Here is a 16,600-nt window from a genome sequence, read left to right as displayed (position 1 = left end):
GAATGTATGTCAAAGAAGACGAAAAGCAACCTGCGCCATTATTTATGCGGTGAGCAGGGCATTGCCGCGATGGAATTTTCGATGGTGTTTATTCCGTTTATTGTTTCGATCCTTTTTATTGCCGAGATGTGTCGGGTGGTCTTTATCTCCTCGGCGCTGGATCTGATTATCGCCGAGTCGGGGCACATTGCCGCGATTACCCGGGCGCCGGAAAACTATCAGCACTATTTTAATGATGAAATCAATAAACGGATGGCGGACTGGCCGCTGATTTCACGCGATGTCCATGTCGAGCTGTCGGTGGCCTGGTGTGACAATATTTCCGCGGTGATTCACCATACCTGCACCACAGCGGATGCGAGCCATAAGCCGTTAGCCTTTTATCAGCTGACCACCGACTATCAGCCGCTGTTTTTTTTCTTTCCTGTCCAAAGCGTCATTCGTGAATTGAGCCGCAAAATTTTACTGGTGCAGGAATTTCAGCGCGAGACGGAAAATGATGAGTAAAACGATGGGCGATATACAACGCTATCTGCGCGGCGATCGTGGATCCGTCGCGATCGAGGCCGGTCTGTACTTCGTGGTTTTTTTTCTGCTGTGCGCGCTGCTGGTGGATTTCAGCGCCGTCTTTCTGAATAAAAGCTACCTGCAGCGGGTAACCCATTCGCTGGCCAGCGTTGTGCGCGAACGGAGCGCCTTCTACGGTGAAAAAGAGGAGCTAAGCCAGCAGGATGTCAGCGACCTTTACGATCTGGCCGGCGTTTTACTGGAGGAGAGCCGCCTGGCCGGTAGCCCCTATCAGCTGGTGGTGGAGGCCGTCTTTTTTCAACCCAGCGGCAGCAAGGCGCAAAAAAACGTATTGAATACCCAGTCTTTCACCCGCGGAACCGGGAGCTGTCGCAGCAGGCTGGCGATAACCGGTACGCAAATTGCGGCGCTGTCGCCGTGGGATGCGAAAGGGCGCTGGCTACCGGTTTATCAGGTGACGATATGCGTCCCGGGGGGCGAGAGCTGGTTTAAACGCGCGTTGAACCGCGCCGGAATTCAGATCGGCGATATCTCTATCAGCAATGCGGTTATCCCGCGTTAATACCGTTCCTTATGGACGAGGTGAAAATTATGCGAAGCCTGTTTTTACGCTTTATCGTACGTCCTTTACGCCAGGAGTACGGCGCGATAACCGTGATGTTTGCCATTATGTTCCCGCTGCTGATGATGTTTTATTCCGTCGCCTGGGACGGCGCGAATTTACAAAGCAGCCGCGCCAGGCTGGCGGATGGTCTGAATCAGGGCGTGCTGGCGGTGGCCATGGCCGATAACCGCAATACCACCGCGGCGGATAAAGCGGAGAATATTACCCTGTTGCATAATTACCTTAGCTACTATGTGCCAGACGCGACGATCGCCAAAAACGATCTGCTCGTAACAGTGGCGGTGAATTACAGCAAGACGGAAACGAGTAAACTGGATTCCGTGGATTATACCGCCAGCGGTAAGATCAGCGTTAGCCCGATGATCGGCGCTCAGGAAGAGGTGGGTTTTGACTCCGCGGTGGATATCCGCGCCGACGGCGGGGCGGGTGTGGTCAGGCGCACAATCGAAGAGATAAAATACCCGACGGACTACGCGCTGGTACTGGATTTTTCAGGGTCGATGTTAAGTTCGTCATCAGAGCCCGGCCTGACCAGGATCGAGCTGTTACGTAAAGTCGTCACGGAATTTATTGGCGAGGTTTTAAATGATGACGCGGTGACGAATACCGTAGGGATTATTCCCTTTACTGCAGGGGTATCCGTTATTCTTCCTGGTGAGAATATCGCCGGAGGAAAGAGGTTTGGTTGTTCTTATGTAGGGAAATTTCTTCCGAAATATTCAAAAATAGACCTCGATTTTTGGTATAATAAAATGAGATTTACAACCACAATAGATACTCCCACGGAATTAATGCAATCATATTATTATGATTCATTACTCTACGCCTGGTATCAAAATGTCGTTTCTCCGGCGACCGGATATACTATAAACAACATGGTTAGTAGAGGCTGGTGCGTTCAAAACGATCAGTTCGGTAGTGGTGTTGGAAAAGCCAAACATAGTTGTGATGCTGATCCCCGATCTAATCTTTTTAATCATTATTCTGAATTTAAGGAAAACCGCGCAACGGCGCATGAGCTTATGTATTATGCGTATTCACAACGGACAATCTTCAATACTGTAACGACGGATTTTGACGGTTTAGTTGCGGACGGTTATATGTTTTCAGAAGAATCTGTAAAAACTTTTGAATATGTCGTTAATATCATTAATAATCGGCCGTTTCTTTATGATTGTTATTCGACGTTTGGTAGTATTAGTGCCAGTGCAGCCAGCGATATTCTGAAGAGTAAGACGGCGAAGCCAGCCTCTTATCTTATTGAGTTAACCAGCGATCGCCAGATAATCGATAAATTCAGGGAGATGAATGTCACTGATGGCACAACCTATGTCACTTCAGGACTACTGCGCGCGCTTCCCGTTATCGCCAAAGGAAATAACCCAAGGAAAGCAATCATTGTCATATCAGATGGTATTGATATTGATGGCGGCACTCTGACCCGAAAACTATTTGATCAATATGATTTGTGCAAACGCATCAGAGAAGGGCTGCTGCGCTATCCTGAGGGGACGTCTACGCAACTGGCGGATATATTCTTTATTTTCACCGTCAATAGCTCAGAAACGGCCACCGCTCTCGATCTGTGGCGCAACCACTGCGCGGGCGATAACGTGTTTCTCGCCACTAACTACCAGGACATTATTAACGTCCTGACGGGAATCGCTAAGAAATCCTCGGTGAAATTTATCAATAAAAACGAGCCGGAATAACCACCGGGCAGACAGGGAGGTCAGAATGTTGGATTTGGCTGTTTTGGCCGATCGGTGCGCGCCAGACGTCGCGCCCCAGGTACTGGAACGTTTAATGAAAGTGGAGTCGTCGTTTAATCCTTACGCCATTGGCGTAGTGGGCGGACGGCTGGCGCGCCAGCCCCGGCATAAGGAAGAGGCTATCGCTACCGCACAATACCTCGCACAGGCGGGCTGGAATTTTTCGCTGGGGCTGGGCCAGGTGAATCGCCATAACCTCGATAAATACGGACTGGATTATGAAACCGTCTTCGATCCCTGCCATAACGCTCGCGCCGCTGCCGCTATTTTTAATGCATGTCTGCGGCGCGCATCGGTAAAGTTTTCCCCGCAGCAGGCACAGCTGGCGGCCTTTTCCTGTTACTACAGCGGTAACTTCCGGCGGGGATTTCTCCCCGAAGGTCAGGCGCAGACCAGCTACGTTGAGCGGATCATGGCGGTAAAACCGACGCTTACGGCAGGTGGCGCGGTACCGATTGCGGTCATTGCGGACGGTAAACCTCGCCCAACGGCGAAAACCCCCGCGGTTAAAGAAAACCGACAAACGTCTTCCGGGGCGAAGCTATCCCAGGTCGCTGGCGCTTCATCACCCCGGGGCGTGAAAGCTTTGCGGGGCGACTAGCTGCGACACGCCCGCGGCGGGCTACGCGCTACCAGACGGCTGAAACCGTAGCCCCGCTAAGCGTTAGCGCGAGCGGGGGACGGCGACAGGGCAAAACAACTATTTGCGCAATAGCCGCTGCAGCCGCGTCTGGCGCCAGCTGCGGATAACGTTGCCAAAAACAAACAGGCGCAGACCTCTTACCAGCAACAAGGTTCCCCAGATCGCGGCTACCCACGCAGACCAGTAATAGCCCGGGTCGGTGAACCGGTTAAGGAGCGCCAGCAGCAGGCAAATCACCACCGCGGTCGCCAGCGAGCGGAAAAAGCGGCTTTCCTGCTGCACGCGCGCTTTCGCCTCTTCGATGCGCAGATCGAGGGACTCTTCATGACCCGCCGGCGAATCGCCGGTAATATCGGCAACGTTAACGTTAAAAACGGCGGCGAGGGCGCTGAGGGTTTCCAGCCCCGGGCGGTCGCCGTTCTCAATGCGTTGAATGGTGCGTACGCTGACGCCGGCCATCTCGGCTAACTGTTCCTGGGACCAGGCGTGCTGCAGACGTAATTGTTTAACCTGAGTGCTGCTGTTCATCTTGTCTATCTCCGGGTGAAAACCTGAGATGGAGTGTGGCGTACGCCGCCGGCGGGCGCCACGATCCGTACCCGACAGCGACCCGACATTAACCTGACAGCCGCATGCCGCCTGGGCTTGCGCGTTGACGGCGCAACAATCTATTCAGAAATAACATGCCCTCAGACGCTTGTATAGGGATGCCAGGGGTTAGAGTGTGCGCCGTACCCCTGCCAAGAATAATGATCTATCCGGCGGCCGTTTTTTTCGGTACTTTGATTTTGTTCACAAAAATTCGCATAACTACAGAGGCAGGGTATGACACGTAAAGACGGGCTGCTGGCGCTGCTGGTGGTCGTGGTATGGGGGCTTAATTTTGTGGTGATTAAGCTCGGGCTTCATAATATGCCGCCGCTGATGCTGGCGGGGCTGCGTTTTTTACTGGTGGCCTTTCCGGCGCTGCTGTTTGTCGCCCGGCCTAAAATACCGCTGCGTCTGCTGCTCGGCTATGGCCTGACCATCAGTTTTGGTCAGTTTGCCTTTCTGTTCTGCGCCATCAGTCTTGGCATGCCGGCTGGACTGGCCTCGCTGGTGCTCCAGGCGCAGGCGTTCTTCACCATTATTCTCGGCGTTTTTGCCTTCGGCGAACGTTTACAGGGAAAACAGCTGGCGGGGATCGCGCTGGCTATTTTTGGCGTGCTGGTTCTGGTGGAGGCCAGCCTCGGCGGCCAGCACGTGCCGGTGGTTGGCTTTATGCTGACTCTGGCGGCGGCGCTCAGCTGGGCCTGCGGTAATATCTTTAATAAGAAGATCATGTCCCACCAACAGCAGCCGCAGATCATGTCGCTGGTGGTCTGGAGCGCGTTAATTCCCGTGCTGCCGTTTATGCTCGCGTCGTGGCTGATTGACGGCCCGCAGGCGATGGCGGAAAGCCTGCTGCATATTGATACGTTGACCGTGTTTTCGTTGCTGTATCTGGCGTTCATCGCCACCATTGTCGGCTACGGGATCTGGGGAGCGCTGCTCGGACGCTATGAAACCTGGCGGGTGGCGCCGCTGTCGTTACTGGTGCCGGTCGTCGGGATGGCGAGCGCGGCGCTGCTACTCGGCGAAACGCTAAACGGCCTGCAGCTGCTGGGGGCGGTGCTGATTATGGCCGGGCTGTATATCAACGTTTTCGGTCTGCGGATACGGCGGCCAGGGGCGGTAGTGAGATAAAAAAAGCCCCGTAAACGGGGCTAAATGCTCGGGTAGTGCAGTTAATTGTAATACGGTACGCCTAATTCATCCGATTTGTCGCTACCGGCAGCCATATGATTGAAATCAAATGGAGAATCATTATGTTCGGAAGGCATAATCATCGCATCGCGGTGGTTGTGACGAACCGGCGTGGTGGTTTGCTCCGCATAGCTCTGGCTGGAAGCCAGTGCGGCCAGAACAATGGCAGCGGCAGCGAATAGTTTCATGATTTCCTCAATACGTCTTTTTGCAGGCGGTTAACAACAGTTGTTCAGTGGCATCAGGTAGCGGGATTCACCCGGCATATTGGTCATGCGATATTTATGCGGCGGAACGTCAAAATAGTTTTTAAAGGTTCGCGTCAGCGTTTGTTGCGATTCAAACCCGTAGCGCTCGGCGAGGTACAAAATCGGCTCATCGCTCTGCTTGAGTTTTTGCGCGATTTCCGTCAGCTTGCGGCTGCGGATGTACTGGCCTAAAGAGTGACCGGTCTCTTTTTTAAACATTCTTTGCAGGTGCCATTTGGAGTAACCAGAACGCTCGGACACTTTTTCCAGTGACAGGGGCGATTCCAGGTTATCTTCAATCCACGACAAAATACTATGGATAGTGATGGCGTCATTATTGCGTCTGGACATCATCTTACCTCTTCTTATTACGGCAGAACTTTCTTGAGTAGATGCTCAAGGGTGACCACTTCATCCGCCGACAGATTTTTTGTTAATTCCTGGTGCAATTTCTGACCCACAACCTGATGACACTGCTCACAAAGCGCCGCGCCGTCCGGTGTTAATTGCACCAGTACGCCGCGTTTGTCATTGGGGTTGGGTAACCGTTCAATCCAGCCTTTACAGACCAGCCGGTCAAGCATGCGCGTCATTGCGCCTGGATCGACCGAAAGCACGGTTTTCAGCTCAACGGGGGTAATACATACTTCGCAACGAATGGAACAGAGCACCCGGAACTGGGTGGAAGTAATATCCATCGGTGAGAGGTACTCGTTGAGCAGGCGATCTTTTTTCTGGTTAACCATCTGGATCAAGCGACCAAGGGGGATCATTTCGTTAAACAGGTCACTTGTGCTTTTCACAATGGTTGCCCAGGCAATTATTTAATTGCTGAGGATATTATTGCCCAGGCAACAATAAGTCAACCTGATGGATGGAACGATCACACGATTTGCTAAAGCGCGTCTGCGCAGACCCGGCGAGGGACGTGGGGCGCGAATATCGGCGCTGGTACGAGGCGGGCAAGCAACGCTATACTCTGGGGGGGTAAAGTTTTTAATTATTTAATATTAACAGGGGCTTAATTAATCATGATGGAACTTTTTCAAGCGATAGGGCTGGGGCTGGTGGTCATTTTACCGTTGGCAAACCCGCTGACCACCGTCGCGTTGTTCCTTGGGCTGGCTGGCAACATGAACAACGCCGAGCGCAACCGACAATCGCTGATGGCCTCGGTATATGTCTTTATTATTCTGGCGGTGGCGTGGTATGCCGGCCAGGTGGTGATGAATACCTTTGGGATCTCAATCCCCGGTCTGCGTATCGCCGGCGGGCTGATCGTGGCCTTTATTGGTTTCCGGATGCTGTTCCCGCAGCAGAAAGCGCATGACTCGATGGAAGCCAAAATGAAATCGGAAGAGCTGCAGGACGAACCCACGGCCAATATCGCCTTCGTTCCGCTGGCGATGCCGAGTACCGCCGGGCCGGGGACTATCGCGATGATCATCAGTACGGCGTCGACGGTGAAGCACGGCGTTGATTTTCCCGGCTGGGTGGTGCTGGCGGCGCCGCCGATGACTTTTGCGCTGGTTGCGCTGATTCTGTGGGCCTGCCTGCGCAGCTCCGGGGCGATTATGCGCCTGGTCGGTAAGGGCGGTATCGAGGCGATTTCCCGTCTGATGGGCTTCCTGCTGGTTTGTATGGGCGTACAGTTTATTATCAACGGGGTGCTGGAAATTATCACCACCTACCACGTCTGATACCGCCCGCGAGGGGGTAAAAAAAAGCCTGCCGTGAGGACTCCGGCAGGCTTTTTTATCCGCGATTGACGCACGCAGTCAGGAGTGATGCGGCTGATGATCGTCCAGCGATACCGGCCAGCGGCGGAAGATCATCACCGCCCACACCAGCGCCACCAGCGCCGGGATGGCGCCGACGTAGCCGATCGAGGCCATAGAGAGATGAGTGCTGACCTGGCTGCCGACTAACGCGCCGGCGCCAATCCCGATGTTAAAGATCCCCGAGAACAGCGACATCGCCACATCGGTGGCATCCGGCGCCAGCGCCAGGACCTTAACCTGCATCCCCAGGCCGATAATCATAATGGCGACGCCCCAGAAGATGCTCAGCAGCAGCAGATGGTTGGGGTTGTGCGATGCCGGCAGCAGCAGCAACAGGCTCGCCAGCAGCAGGCCAATGGCGATGCTAATCAGCCCGGAAGCGTGCTGGTTACCCAGCTTACCGAACAAAATGCTGCCGATGATCCCCGCGCCGCCCAGCACCAGCAGCAGCACGGTGGCAAAATTACCGCTCATGCCGGCGACCGTCTGGACAAACGGCTCGATGTAGCTGTAGGCGGTGTAGTGTGCGGTCACCACGATGACGGTCAACAGATAGATGCTCAGCAGGGCCGGACGGCGAAACAGCAGCGGCAAACTTTTTAACGAACCCGAATGTTCGCTCGGCAGTTTTGGCAGCAGTTTGTACAGGCACACCAGGGTCACCAGCGCCCCCAGGCCAATCGCCAGGAAGGTGGTCCGCCAGCCGAAATACTGGCCGACAATACGCCCAATCGGAATACCAAAGACCATCGCCAGCGCGGTACCGGTGGCAATCAGACTCAGCGCCTGCGCGCGTTTGCCCGGTGGCGCCATACGGATAGCCAGCGCCGAGGTAATAGACCAGAACACCGCGTGAGCGAAGGCGATACCGATACGGCTAATCACCAGCACGTTAAAGTTCCAGGCAAAGAACGACAGCACGTGGCTGGCAATAAACAGGATGAACAGGCCGATCAGCAGGCGACGGCGCTCCATCTGGCTGGTCAGCAGCATAAACGGCAGCGACATCAGCGCGACCACCCACGCGTAGATAGTCAGCATCATGCCGACCTGGGCCGTTTCCATGTCGAAGCTGTCGGCGATATCGGACAGCAGGCCGACCGGGGCGAATTCGGTGGTATTAAAAATAAAAGCAGCGATCGCAAGCGTGACAACCCGAAGCCACGCGACCTTGCGTGAAACCGTGTTTGTAATCATAGATTCTGAGCTGGCTACTAAAGAGGAAGAAGAGGTAGCGATCTTAAAACGATTACTGATGAAAATACAATCGTTTTGTGATCTGGATCTCATATTGCCGTTCGCGCCGGTTCATAAGCTAAAGGATTAATTTTTATATAGATCGTGTGCATGCCACGCTTTTATGGCATGTTGAAGATAAGGAAAAAAGGAAGGGCCCTATTATGCAGGATATTGATTTTTACCTGGTGGATGCGTTTAGCGACCGCAATTTTGGCGGCAATGCCGCCGCGGTGTGTCCGCTCACCGAATGGTTGCCGGATGAAACGCTGCTTAAAATGGCGCAGCAGCACAACCAGTCCGAAACCGCCTTTTTCGTGCGCACCGATGAGGGGTTTGAACTGCGCTGGTTCACGACCCTGGACGAAATTAACCTCTGCGGCCACGCCACGCTTGCCGCGGCGCACGTGATTTTTGAGTATCTCGATCATCCTTCTGCCACTATCGTTTTCAGCACCCGCTTTGTCGGGGAGCTGAAGGTGACGCGTAACGGCGACTGGCTGACGCTGGATTTCCCGGCGTGGTCCACTGACCCGGTCAGCGCTCCGCCGGCAGAGCTGCTGGCCGGGCTCGGGCTAAGCGAGGCGCTGGAGGTGCGCGCAGGGCGGGACTATCTGGTGATCCTCAACGATCGCCAGCAGGTGCAAGCGGTCCGCCCGGATATGCAACAGCTGCAGCGCCTCGGCAAAATGATTTGCGTCAGCGCGGCGGACGATGAGTATGACTTCGTCAGCCGTTTCTTCTGCCCGGGTGAGGCGGTGGCCGAAGATCCGGTGACCGGCTCGGCGCACAGCATGTTGATTCCCTACTGGGGCGCCAAACTGGGTAAAACCATCATGCAGGCGCGGCAGGTGTCGGCGCGGGGGGGGCGATCTGCGCTGTCAGTGGTTGGGTGAGCGGGTGCTGATTGGTGGCCAGGCGACAACTTATATGATTGGCACCATCACGCTACGTTGAGGTAAAGCGGCGAAAGCGATTCCCATGTAGCGGCTCCCGACCTTCAGCGAACGGTCTTTTGCCGGTAACCTGGCGGCGCTGTGCGCTGTGAACTGCCGGGCGGTGACCTGGCTGCAGGGGAAAGTCTTTCTACGCTGAACGTGTTCCCGCCCGCTAAACACCGCTGGCGGGGAAAACGGCCCGCTTAGCGGCCGAAAGCGCGGACGCTAAGCCGCGATCTTATCCGAGGCGGGCGATATTGGCCTTAATCACCGCCACCGAATGGCGGAATTTCTCGCTTTCCTCCGGCGCTAATTGCAGTTCGATAATTTGCTGCACGCCGTTTTGCGCCAGCACGGCCGGGACGCCGACCGCCGCGCCTTGGACGCCGTACTCACCGTCGAGAATGCAGGAGATGGCGAGAGCGCGATGGCTGCCGGTAAAGATATTGCGGCAAATTTCAGCGATGGTTCCGGCGACGCCATATTCGGTGCAGCCTTTACCGGCGTAGATCTCAAACCCGAGCTTGCGCACCCGGTCGGCGATTTGCTGACGGTCCAGCGCCTTACCGGTATGTTTTTGGTAAACCTCGGCAATCGGTGAGCCGTACACCGACGAGTGGGACCACACCGGAAACTGGGTATCGCCGTGTTCACCGAGAATGAAAGCATCGATACTCTGGGCGCCAATATCCAGCGCCTGCGCCAGCACCCGGCGCAGGCGGGTGGTATCCAGCCAGACGCCGGTACCGATCACCTGGCCGCGCGGCAAGCCGGAAAGCTGCCACACCTGCCAGGTAATAATATCGCAGGGGTTGGTGGCAATCAGGAAGATACCGTTGAAACCGTTGGCCATCATCTGCGGGACGATGCTGTTAACGATTTTCGCCGTACGGGTCAGCTCGTCCAGCCGGCTCTCTCCCTCTTTCAGCGCGCCGCCGGAGACGGTGATCACCGCGATATCCACGTCCGCGCAGTCGCTGGCCTCCAGCACTGAAATGGCCATCATTCCCGGCATATAGGCGGCGGCGTCGCTCAGGTCCTGAGCATGCGCCTGGGCCCGCGTTGCATCGAGATCGACGAGGATCAGCTCTTCGCAGATATTCTGGTTTAATAAGGCATAGGCCGCCGAAGTGCCGACGTTGCCTGCACCGATGATCATCACCTTGCGCGCTTTGTTATTCATAGTCCTTTCCCGCTATCAACCGTCATGGCATAAAATTACTGCGGTTCAATCGCTTAGCGCAAGAGGATGCGGCGGGTATAAGTTAATGCTATGAGAAACGGCCGGATACGCTGCGCTACAGTGGGCGAAAAAAGGAGCTCGCCTATGTACACCATCGCCCCGACATCACTCACCGATCCGCATCTGACGGCGCTGATTGCCCAACTGGATGCTTACCAGCAATCTCTTTATCCCGCCGGGAGTAACCACCTGATCGACCTCAGCCAGCTGGCGGCCGAATCGGTGATTGCGCTGCTGATCAGCGATGAGCAGCAGCGGGCCGTCGGCTGCGGAGCGATTGTGCTGGGTGAAGAGGGGTACGGTGAAATGAAGCGGGTGTTCATCGATCCCACGCATCGTGGGCAGAGGCTTGGTGAGCAGCTGCTGCAGGCGCTGGAAAGCGCAGCCCTGCGCCGGGACTGTCATACGCTGCGCCTGGAGACCGGGATCCATCAGCATGCGGCGATCGGCCTGTATACCCGCAGCGGGTATCAGACCCGCTCTGCCTTTGCGCCTTACCAGCCCGACCCGCTGAGCGTGTTTATGGAGAAACTGCTCGTTGCCGATCTTCGTTCAGCTGTTCTATAAACGCCTCCAGCTGACGGGTTTTCGCCCCGCGCCGCCATACCAGCCAGGTGGTTAGCCAGCGCCACTCTTCGGCCAGCGGCCACGCGGAAACCTGCTGGTGGCCGGGCATGCTCTCCAGCATGCTGCGGGGGATCAGCGCCAGCCCGGCGCCGGCAATCACGCAGGCCAGCATACCGTGGTAGGACTCCATTTCATGGATCCGTCCCGGCGTTGCGCGATCGGCATGGAACCAGCTCTCAAAATGGCGGCGGTAGGAGCAGTTGGCGCGAAATGCATAGACATTGCTGCCGTTGACTTCGCTGGCGCGGGTTATCCGCGGGTGGCCGAATGGCGCAACGATCATCATCTCTTCCGGAAACACCGGTAACCCTTCAAGCCCGGGATGCACCAGCGGCCCGTCAACAAACGCCGCGCTCAGCGTCCCCTCAAGGACCCCGTCAATCATCGTGCCGGAGGGGCCGGTAGAAAGCGCCAGATGAATTTTCGGGTAACGCTGGTTATACAGCGCTAGCGTCGAGGGGATACGTACCGCGGCGGTGCTTTCCAGCGAACCCAGCGAAAACAGACCCTGCGGCTCATCACCGGCCACCACCATCCGCGCCTCATCGACCAGCGCGAGGATCTGCTGGCTATAGCGCAAGAAACTATGGCCCGCGGGCGACAGGCGCAGGCGTTGGTTCTCGCGAATAAACAGCTCGACGCCGAGATCGGCCTCCAGCTGGCGAATCCGCGTCGTCAGGTTTGACGGAACGCGGTGCACCTTTTGCGCGGCCTGGGTAATGCTGCCGGTGCTGGCGACGGCGTTAAACATTTCAAGCTGGGTCAGATCCATGGTTTTCTTCTTTTGTGAATAGGTTGCTTAATATTATTCATTTTCAATGAATGGAAGGGTAAGCCAGAATGAGGTTAATTCGCAATCAACAGAGAGAGCAAAACGATGAATTTATCTGCAACTCACGCGGTTTCCGTCAACCCGGCCACGGGAGAAAAGGTGTCGTCTCTGCCGTGGGCTAGCGAACAACAGGTCGATGCGGCGATTGCCCTTGCTGAACAAGGCTACCGCCAGTGGCGCGCGGTGAGCGTCGCCGCACGCGCTGACGCCTTACGCCAGGTCGGGTGTGCGCTACGCGCCCGTGCGGAAGAGATGGCGCAAATGATCAGCCTTGAAATGGGGAAACCGATCGCTCAGGCGCGCGGTGAAGTCAGCAAATCGGCCAATCTCTGTGACTGGTATGCCGAACACGGTCCGGCCATGCTGGCGAGCGAAGCCACCCTGGTAGAAAACAACAATGCGGTAATTGAGTATCGTCCGCTGGGGCCGATCCTCGCCATTATGCCGTGGAATTTCCCGCTGTGGCAGGTGCTGCGCGGCGCGGTGCCGATTCTGCTGGCGGGGAACAGCTACCTGCTGAAACATGCGCCAAACGTGCTGGGGTGCGCGGCGCTGATTGGCGAGATCTTCGCTCAGGCCGGGCTGCCAGCCGGCGTGTTCGGCTGGGTGAATGCCAGCAACGACGGCGTCTCGCAGACGATTAACGATCCGCGTATTGCCGCGGTGACAGTCACCGGCAGCGTGCGCGCCGGTAAGGCGATTGGCGCGCAGGCCGGGGCCGCGCTGAAAAAATGCGTCCTTGAGCTGGGCGGGTCCGATCCGTTTATCGTTCTTAACGACGCCGATCTTGATGAAGCGGTGAAAGCGGCGGTTATCGGCCGCTATCAGAATACCGGGCAGGTTTGCGCGGCAGCGAAGCGTTTTATCGTCGAGGCCGGGATTGCCGATGCCTTCAGCACCCGGTTTGTCGCCGCGGTTGAAGCGCTGAAGATGGGCGACCCGCGCGATGAGGTCAACTACCTCGGGCCGATGGCGCGCTTCGATCTGCGTGATGAGCTGCATCAGCAGGTGACGGCGACGCTGGCGGAAGGGGCGACTCTGCTGCTCGGAGCGGAGAAAATCGCCGGGGCGGGAAACTACTATGCGCCAACGGTGCTGGGCAACGTCACGCCGGAGATGACCGGATTCCGCCAGGAGCTGTTTGGCCCGGTGGCGACCATTACCGTAGCCCGCGATGCGTCCCACGCCCTGGCGCTGGCTAACGACAGCGAATTCGGCCTGTCGGCGACCGTGTTTACCACCGATGTCGATGAAGCGGAGCGTTTCTCGCGCGAACTCGAGTGCGGTGGCGTGTTTATCAACGGTTATAGCGCCAGCGACGCGCGCGTCGCCTTCGGCGGGGTGAAGAAGAGCGGCTTTGGTCGTGAACTGTCACACTTTGGCCTGCATGAATTCTGTAACGTGCAGACCGTATGGAAAGACCGCCGCTAACTGACGTAGCGCCTGACGACCGTCGCCGCGCTCTGCTATACTCGCAGCCCGAATTTGACTGAGCAAGGATCCGGGTGTGGCGACGGTCATCAATAATACGATGCTGGAGACGATTCTGGCAGACATCAGGCCGCTGATTGGGCGCGGTAAAGTGGCGGATTATATTCCGGCGCTGGCCGGCGTTAGCGGCAATAAACTTGGCGTGGCGATTTGTACGGTAGAGGGGCAGCACTATTGCGCCGGCGACGCCCACGAACGCTTCTCTATTCAATCTATCTCTAAAGTGCTCAGTCTGGTGGTGGCGATGAACCACTATCAGGAAGATGAGATCTGGCAGCGTGTAGGGAAAGATCCCTCCGGACAGCCGTTTAACTCCTTATTGCAGCTGGAAATCGAGCAGGGTAAACCGCGAAATCCGTTTATTAACGCCGGGGCGCTGGTCGTTTGCGACATGTTGCAAAGTCGACTGAGCGCACCGAGGCAGAGAATGCTGGAGATTGTCCGCCGGCTGAGCGGCGTCCCCGATATCGCTTACGATCCGCTGGTGGCGCGTTCGGAGTTTGAGCATTCGGCCCGCAATGCCGCCATCGCCTGGCTGATGAAATCGTTCGGCAACTTTGATAATGACGTGGCGACGGTGCTGCAAAACTATTTCCACTACTGTTCGCTGGAGATGAACTGCGTCGAGCTGGCGCGGACCTTTCTGTTTCTCGCCGACCGCGGGGTCGCTGCGCATCTCGCTAAGCCGGTGATCGCGCCAATGCAGTCGCGGCAGGTCAACGCCCTGATGATGACCAGCGGGATGTACCAGAACGCTGGCGAGTTTGCCTGGCGCGTCGGGCTGCCGGCCAAATCCGGCGTTGGCGGGGGGATCGTCGCGATCGTGCCACAGGAAATGGCCATCGCCGTGTGGAGCCCGGAGTTGGATGAGGCGGGTAACTCGCTGGCGGGAACGGCGGTGCTGGAAAAACTCACCCAGCGGTTGGGGAGGTCGGTGTTCTGATGGTGCCGATGGACAGTTTATTTGCCCGCCTGCAGCGCTCGACCTTTCGTTCCCGTTTCCACCTTGGGACCAAAGAGCGGCAGTACTGTATGGAGAAAGGGCCAGAGATCATTGACCAGCATGCGGCCGATTTTATTGCCCGTCGGCTGGCGCCGGCACAGATTGCCAACGATGGCAAACAGACCCCGATGCGCGGGCATCCGGTGTTTATCGCTCAGCATGCCACCGCCACCTGCTGCCGCGGCTGTCTGGCGAAGTGGCACGCGATTGCGCCAGGGCGCGAGCTGAGCGCCGAAGAGCAGGAGTATGTGGTGCAGGTGATCCACCGCTGGCTGGTCGCGCAGATGAATTCACCGCCTCGTCATTAATGCGCAATTATCAGGCATGGGGATGCCTGATAATTATTCTCATGCTATGATAATCCGCTAACTAATTATTAACATAATAATTGCCTGAAACAATTAGACGGATAATTACTGAATGTCTTCACTGTCGATTCGGTTATTCACGCTGTTTCGTGAGGAACACCCCGTGCGTGATGCACTGGTGTTATTCACCTTAACTTTACTGCTCCATTTCTTCGGCGCCATGCTGCGTCTGGTGCAGGAGCTGTCATTCTTCTGGCCGCTTAACGCCGTGATGGCCGGGATTTTCGCCCGCTATGTCTGGCTTAATCGCAGTTATTTTTATGCCACCTGTTTTGCCGCGATGCTGGTCTATGACGGCTTAACGTCGCGCTGGGGAATGGGCTTCGCCTCGCTGCTGATCAACTTCTCGAATATCGTCTTCATCGTGACTTTGGCGCAGCTGGTGCTGTGGGATAAGCGGCGCACGGATTCGATGCCGGGGCCGATCAATGCGCTGAATTTATTCTGCTACTGCCTGCTGGCGGCGTTGCTGTGCGCTGCCGTGGGGGCGCTGGGCTCGGTGGACGTTGAACGGGCGACCTTTATTCCGCAGCTGGCGGACTGGTTTAGCGAGCAGTTCTCCACCGCCGTGCTGATCCTGCCGTTTATATTAACGCTGACCATTCCCTCGGCGCTTTGCGGCTTTCGTCTCAGCCAGCTTCTGCCGGTTATCGCCCTGGTGCTGTCGATTATTCTTGGGGTGGCCGTTGGCGGGGCCGGGAGTATCACCTTTCCGCTACCGGCGCTTATCTGGTGCGCGATTCGTTATCCGCTGCCGCTGACCTGTCTGCTGACCTTTATGACCGGGATCAGCGAAATTCTGCTGGTGGCAAACTCGCTGATACATCTCTCGCCCGATGCGCGAATGCAGCCATGGCAGCTGTTTTCAACGCGTCTCGGCATTGCCGCCATGTTGATTAGCCCGGTGATTGTCGCCTCCAGCGTCGAAGCGATTAATAATCTGGTGAAACAGCTGGCGCTGCGGGCCGATTTTGATTTCCAGACGCGGGTCTATTCGCGCTCCGGATTGAGCGAGGCGCTGAAACGCCAGCCGGTGTCGCCCGCGCAGCTGTTGACGGTGATGGTGCTGGATATCGACGGCTTTAAACGCGTTAACGATAGCTGGGGCCACGAGTGCGGGGATTGCGTATTGGCCCAGTTCGCGCAGCAGGTGCGGCTGTTGGCCGGCGAGCAGGGAATGGTGGCGCGTATCGGCGGAGAAGAGTTCGCTGTCGCTACCCTCAGCGCTACGCCGCAGGAAGGGCAGCAGCTGGCGGAGAAGATCCGTCAGGGCGTAGAGGCGCAAACCTTTATCTGGGGGCAACAGCAGATTAAGCTGACCGTCAGTATGGGACTGGAGTGTCGTCAGGTAGGGAGCGGACGGATCACCGAACTCTTTAATCAACTGCTGATGGCCGCCGACGATTATCTTATTAGCGCCAAACAGGCGGGGCGCAATCGTATTTGTACGCCGGCTCAGGACGGCGCGCGGTAATAAGAA

The 16,600-nt window shown here is 56.6% G+C and carries 18 protein-coding genes and 1 pseudogene; 12 read left to right on the top strand and 7 right to left on the bottom strand.

The genetic code is table 11. The features are described 5' to 3' along the window. Positions 1–6: 6 nt before the first annotated feature. The 4 genes from EDF73_RS21610 to EDF73_RS21595 are packed head-to-tail and all read left to right on the top strand — an operon-like array spanning position 7 to position 3,526. The gene (locus EDF73_RS21610; RefSeq protein WP_132731102.1) at positions 7–507 is read left to right on the top strand and encodes a pilus assembly protein; all 501 of its coding nucleotides are present in this window, start codon (positions 7–9) and stop codon (positions 505–507) included. A gap of 4 nt (positions 508–511) precedes the next feature. Next, positions 512–1,090, top strand: coding sequence for a tight adherence pilus pseudopilin TadF (gene tadF, locus EDF73_RS21605; protein WP_165905766.1), 579 nt, complete (start codon positions 512–514; stop codon positions 1,088–1,090). A gap of 29 nt (positions 1,091–1,119) precedes the next feature. Beyond that, positions 1,120–2,865: a hypothetical protein gene (locus tag EDF73_RS21600; protein ID WP_132731100.1), complete on the top strand. Its 1,746-nt coding sequence runs from the start codon at positions 1,120–1,122 to the stop codon at positions 2,863–2,865. Positions 2,866–2,890: 25 nt separating this feature from the next. Continuing rightward, on the top strand, positions 2,891–3,526 hold the full coding sequence (locus EDF73_RS21595; RefSeq protein ID WP_132731099.1) for a lytic transglycosylase domain-containing protein: 636 nt from the start codon (positions 2,891–2,893) through the stop codon (positions 3,524–3,526). A 99-nt stretch (positions 3,527–3,625) separates the two neighbouring features. On the opposite strand, the gene EDF73_RS21590 is transcribed toward EDF73_RS21595, so the two are convergent. Beyond that, positions 3,626–4,096: a helix-turn-helix domain-containing protein gene (locus tag EDF73_RS21590; protein WP_132731098.1), complete on the bottom strand. Its 471-nt coding sequence runs from the start codon at positions 4,094–4,096 to the stop codon at positions 3,626–3,628. A gap of 297 nt (positions 4,097–4,393) precedes the next feature. On the opposite strand from EDF73_RS21590, the gene eamA reads away from it, so the two are divergent. After that, positions 4,394–5,293 carry an O-acetylserine/cysteine exporter gene (eamA, locus tag EDF73_RS21585; RefSeq protein ID WP_132731097.1) on the top strand — a complete coding sequence of 300 codons (900 nt, stop codon included), beginning with the start codon at positions 4,394–4,396 and terminating at the stop codon, positions 5,291–5,293. Positions 5,294–5,334: 41 nt separating this feature from the next. On the opposite strand, the gene marB is transcribed toward eamA, so the two are convergent. From marB to marR, 3 genes are read right to left on the bottom strand one after another with little or no spacing between them, the layout of a single operon-like run. Beyond that, the gene (marB, locus tag EDF73_RS21580; protein WP_132731096.1) at positions 5,335–5,541 is read right to left on the bottom strand and encodes a multiple antibiotic resistance protein MarB; all 207 of its coding nucleotides are present in this window, start codon (positions 5,539–5,541) and stop codon (positions 5,335–5,337) included. Positions 5,542–5,571: 30 nt separating this feature from the next. Continuing rightward, positions 5,572–5,952: an MDR efflux pump AcrAB transcriptional activator MarA gene (marA, locus tag EDF73_RS21575; protein WP_132731187.1), complete on the bottom strand. Its 381-nt coding sequence runs from the start codon at positions 5,950–5,952 to the stop codon at positions 5,572–5,574. 17 nt (positions 5,953–5,969) lie between these two features. Beyond that, on the bottom strand, positions 5,970–6,404 hold the full coding sequence (gene marR, locus EDF73_RS21570) for a multiple antibiotic resistance transcriptional regulator MarR (RefSeq protein WP_132731095.1): 435 nt from the start codon (positions 6,402–6,404) through the stop codon (positions 5,970–5,972). 228 nt (positions 6,405–6,632) lie between these two features. Between marR and EDF73_RS21565 the strand changes: the two genes are divergently transcribed. Then, positions 6,633–7,301 carry a MarC family NAAT transporter gene (locus EDF73_RS21565; RefSeq protein WP_132731094.1) on the top strand — a complete coding sequence of 223 codons (669 nt, stop codon included), beginning with the start codon at positions 6,633–6,635 and terminating at the stop codon, positions 7,299–7,301. Between the two features lie 78 nt (positions 7,302–7,379). On the opposite strand, the gene EDF73_RS21560 is transcribed toward EDF73_RS21565, so the two are convergent. Then, on the bottom strand, positions 7,380–8,579 hold the full coding sequence (locus EDF73_RS21560) for a sugar transporter (RefSeq protein ID WP_132731093.1): 1,200 nt from the start codon (positions 8,577–8,579) through the stop codon (positions 7,380–7,382). A gap of 203 nt (positions 8,580–8,782) precedes the next feature. On the opposite strand from EDF73_RS21560, the pseudogene EDF73_RS21555 reads away from it, so the two are divergent. Beyond that, positions 8,783–9,575: pseudogene (locus tag EDF73_RS21555) on the top strand (PhzF family phenazine biosynthesis protein). A 219-nt stretch (positions 9,576–9,794) separates the two neighbouring features. Here EDF73_RS21555 and EDF73_RS21550 read toward each other — a convergent pair. Further along, complete coding sequence (locus EDF73_RS21550) at positions 9,795–10,739, bottom strand: L-lactate dehydrogenase (protein WP_132731092.1); 945 nt, start codon at positions 10,737–10,739, stop codon at positions 9,795–9,797. 144 nt (positions 10,740–10,883) lie between these two features. On the opposite strand from EDF73_RS21550, the gene EDF73_RS21545 reads away from it, so the two are divergent. Further along, positions 10,884–11,366: a GNAT family N-acetyltransferase gene (locus tag EDF73_RS21545; RefSeq protein WP_132731091.1), complete on the top strand. Its 483-nt coding sequence runs from the start codon at positions 10,884–10,886 to the stop codon at positions 11,364–11,366. Here EDF73_RS21545 and EDF73_RS21540 read toward each other — a convergent pair. Next, on the bottom strand, positions 11,320–12,198 hold the full coding sequence (locus EDF73_RS21540; RefSeq protein WP_132731090.1) for a LysR family transcriptional regulator: 879 nt from the start codon (positions 12,196–12,198) through the stop codon (positions 11,320–11,322). The genes EDF73_RS21545 and EDF73_RS21540 overlap by 47 nt on opposite strands. A gap of 105 nt (positions 12,199–12,303) precedes the next feature. On the opposite strand from EDF73_RS21540, the gene sad reads away from it, so the two are divergent. The 4 genes from sad (at position 12,304) to EDF73_RS21520 (ending at position 16,594) form a co-directional block, all read left to right on the top strand. Further along, positions 12,304–13,689: a succinate-semialdehyde dehydrogenase gene (gene sad / locus EDF73_RS21535; protein ID WP_132731089.1), complete on the top strand. Its 1,386-nt coding sequence runs from the start codon at positions 12,304–12,306 to the stop codon at positions 13,687–13,689. Positions 13,690–13,765: 76 nt separating this feature from the next. Then, a complete protein-coding gene (gene glsB / locus EDF73_RS21530) occupies positions 13,766–14,692 on the top strand; it encodes a glutaminase B (protein WP_132731088.1) in 927 nt (308 codons plus the stop codon). Then, positions 14,692–15,060, top strand: coding sequence for a DUF4186 domain-containing protein (locus EDF73_RS21525; RefSeq protein ID WP_132731087.1), 369 nt, complete (start codon positions 14,692–14,694; stop codon positions 15,058–15,060). Before glsB ends, EDF73_RS21525 begins: the two co-directional genes overlap by 1 nt. A 112-nt stretch (positions 15,061–15,172) precedes the next feature. After that, positions 15,173–16,594: a GGDEF domain-containing protein gene (locus tag EDF73_RS21520; RefSeq protein WP_165905765.1), complete on the top strand. Its 1,422-nt coding sequence runs from the start codon at positions 15,173–15,175 to the stop codon at positions 16,592–16,594. Positions 16,595–16,600: the final 6 nt, after the last annotated feature.

The sequence above is a fragment of the Klebsiella sp. BIGb0138 genome (assembly GCF_004342285.1).
Taxonomy (GTDB): domain Bacteria; phylum Pseudomonadota; class Gammaproteobacteria; order Enterobacterales; family Enterobacteriaceae; genus Klebsiella.
Note: the sequence above shows the minus strand (reverse complement) of the source record. Positions and strands in the feature narration are given on the sequence as shown.

Coding starts and splice junctions, on each gene's coding strand:
- sad (WP_132731089.1), top strand. CDS start 12,304: ATGAATTTATCTGCAACTCACGCGGTTTCCGTCAACCCGGCCACGGGA.
- EDF73_RS21600 (WP_132731100.1), top strand. CDS start 1,120: ATGCGAAGCCTGTTTTTACGCTTTATCGTACGTCCTTTACGCCAGGAG.
- EDF73_RS21595 (WP_132731099.1), top strand. CDS start 2,891: ATGTTGGATTTGGCTGTTTTGGCCGATCGGTGCGCGCCAGACGTCGCG.
- EDF73_RS21540 (WP_132731090.1), bottom strand. CDS start 12,198: ATGGATCTGACCCAGCTTGAAATGTTTAACGCCGTCGCCAGCACCGGC.
- EDF73_RS21520 (WP_165905765.1), top strand. CDS start 15,173: ATGTCTTCACTGTCGATTCGGTTATTCACGCTGTTTCGTGAGGAACAC.
- EDF73_RS21560 (WP_132731093.1), bottom strand. CDS start 8,579: ATGATTACAAACACGGTTTCACGCAAGGTCGCGTGGCTTCGGGTTGTC.
- tadF (WP_165905766.1), top strand. CDS start 512: ATGGGCGATATACAACGCTATCTGCGCGGCGATCGTGGATCCGTCGCG.
- EDF73_RS21590 (WP_132731098.1), bottom strand. CDS start 4,096: ATGAACAGCAGCACTCAGGTTAAACAATTACGTCTGCAGCACGCCTGG.
- EDF73_RS21550 (WP_132731092.1), bottom strand. CDS start 10,739: ATGAATAACAAAGCGCGCAAGGTGATGATCATCGGTGCAGGCAACGTC.
- EDF73_RS21545 (WP_132731091.1), top strand. CDS start 10,884: ATGTACACCATCGCCCCGACATCACTCACCGATCCGCATCTGACGGCG.
- EDF73_RS21610 (WP_132731102.1), top strand. CDS start 7: ATGTCAAAGAAGACGAAAAGCAACCTGCGCCATTATTTATGCGGTGAG.
- marA (WP_132731187.1), bottom strand. CDS start 5,952: ATGTCCAGACGCAATAATGACGCCATCACTATCCATAGTATTTTGTCG.
- eamA (WP_132731097.1), top strand. CDS start 4,394: ATGACACGTAAAGACGGGCTGCTGGCGCTGCTGGTGGTCGTGGTATGG.
- EDF73_RS21525 (WP_132731087.1), top strand. CDS start 14,692: ATGGTGCCGATGGACAGTTTATTTGCCCGCCTGCAGCGCTCGACCTTT.
- marB (WP_132731096.1), bottom strand. CDS start 5,541: ATGAAACTATTCGCTGCCGCTGCCATTGTTCTGGCCGCACTGGCTTCC.
- EDF73_RS21565 (WP_132731094.1), top strand. CDS start 6,633: ATGATGGAACTTTTTCAAGCGATAGGGCTGGGGCTGGTGGTCATTTTA.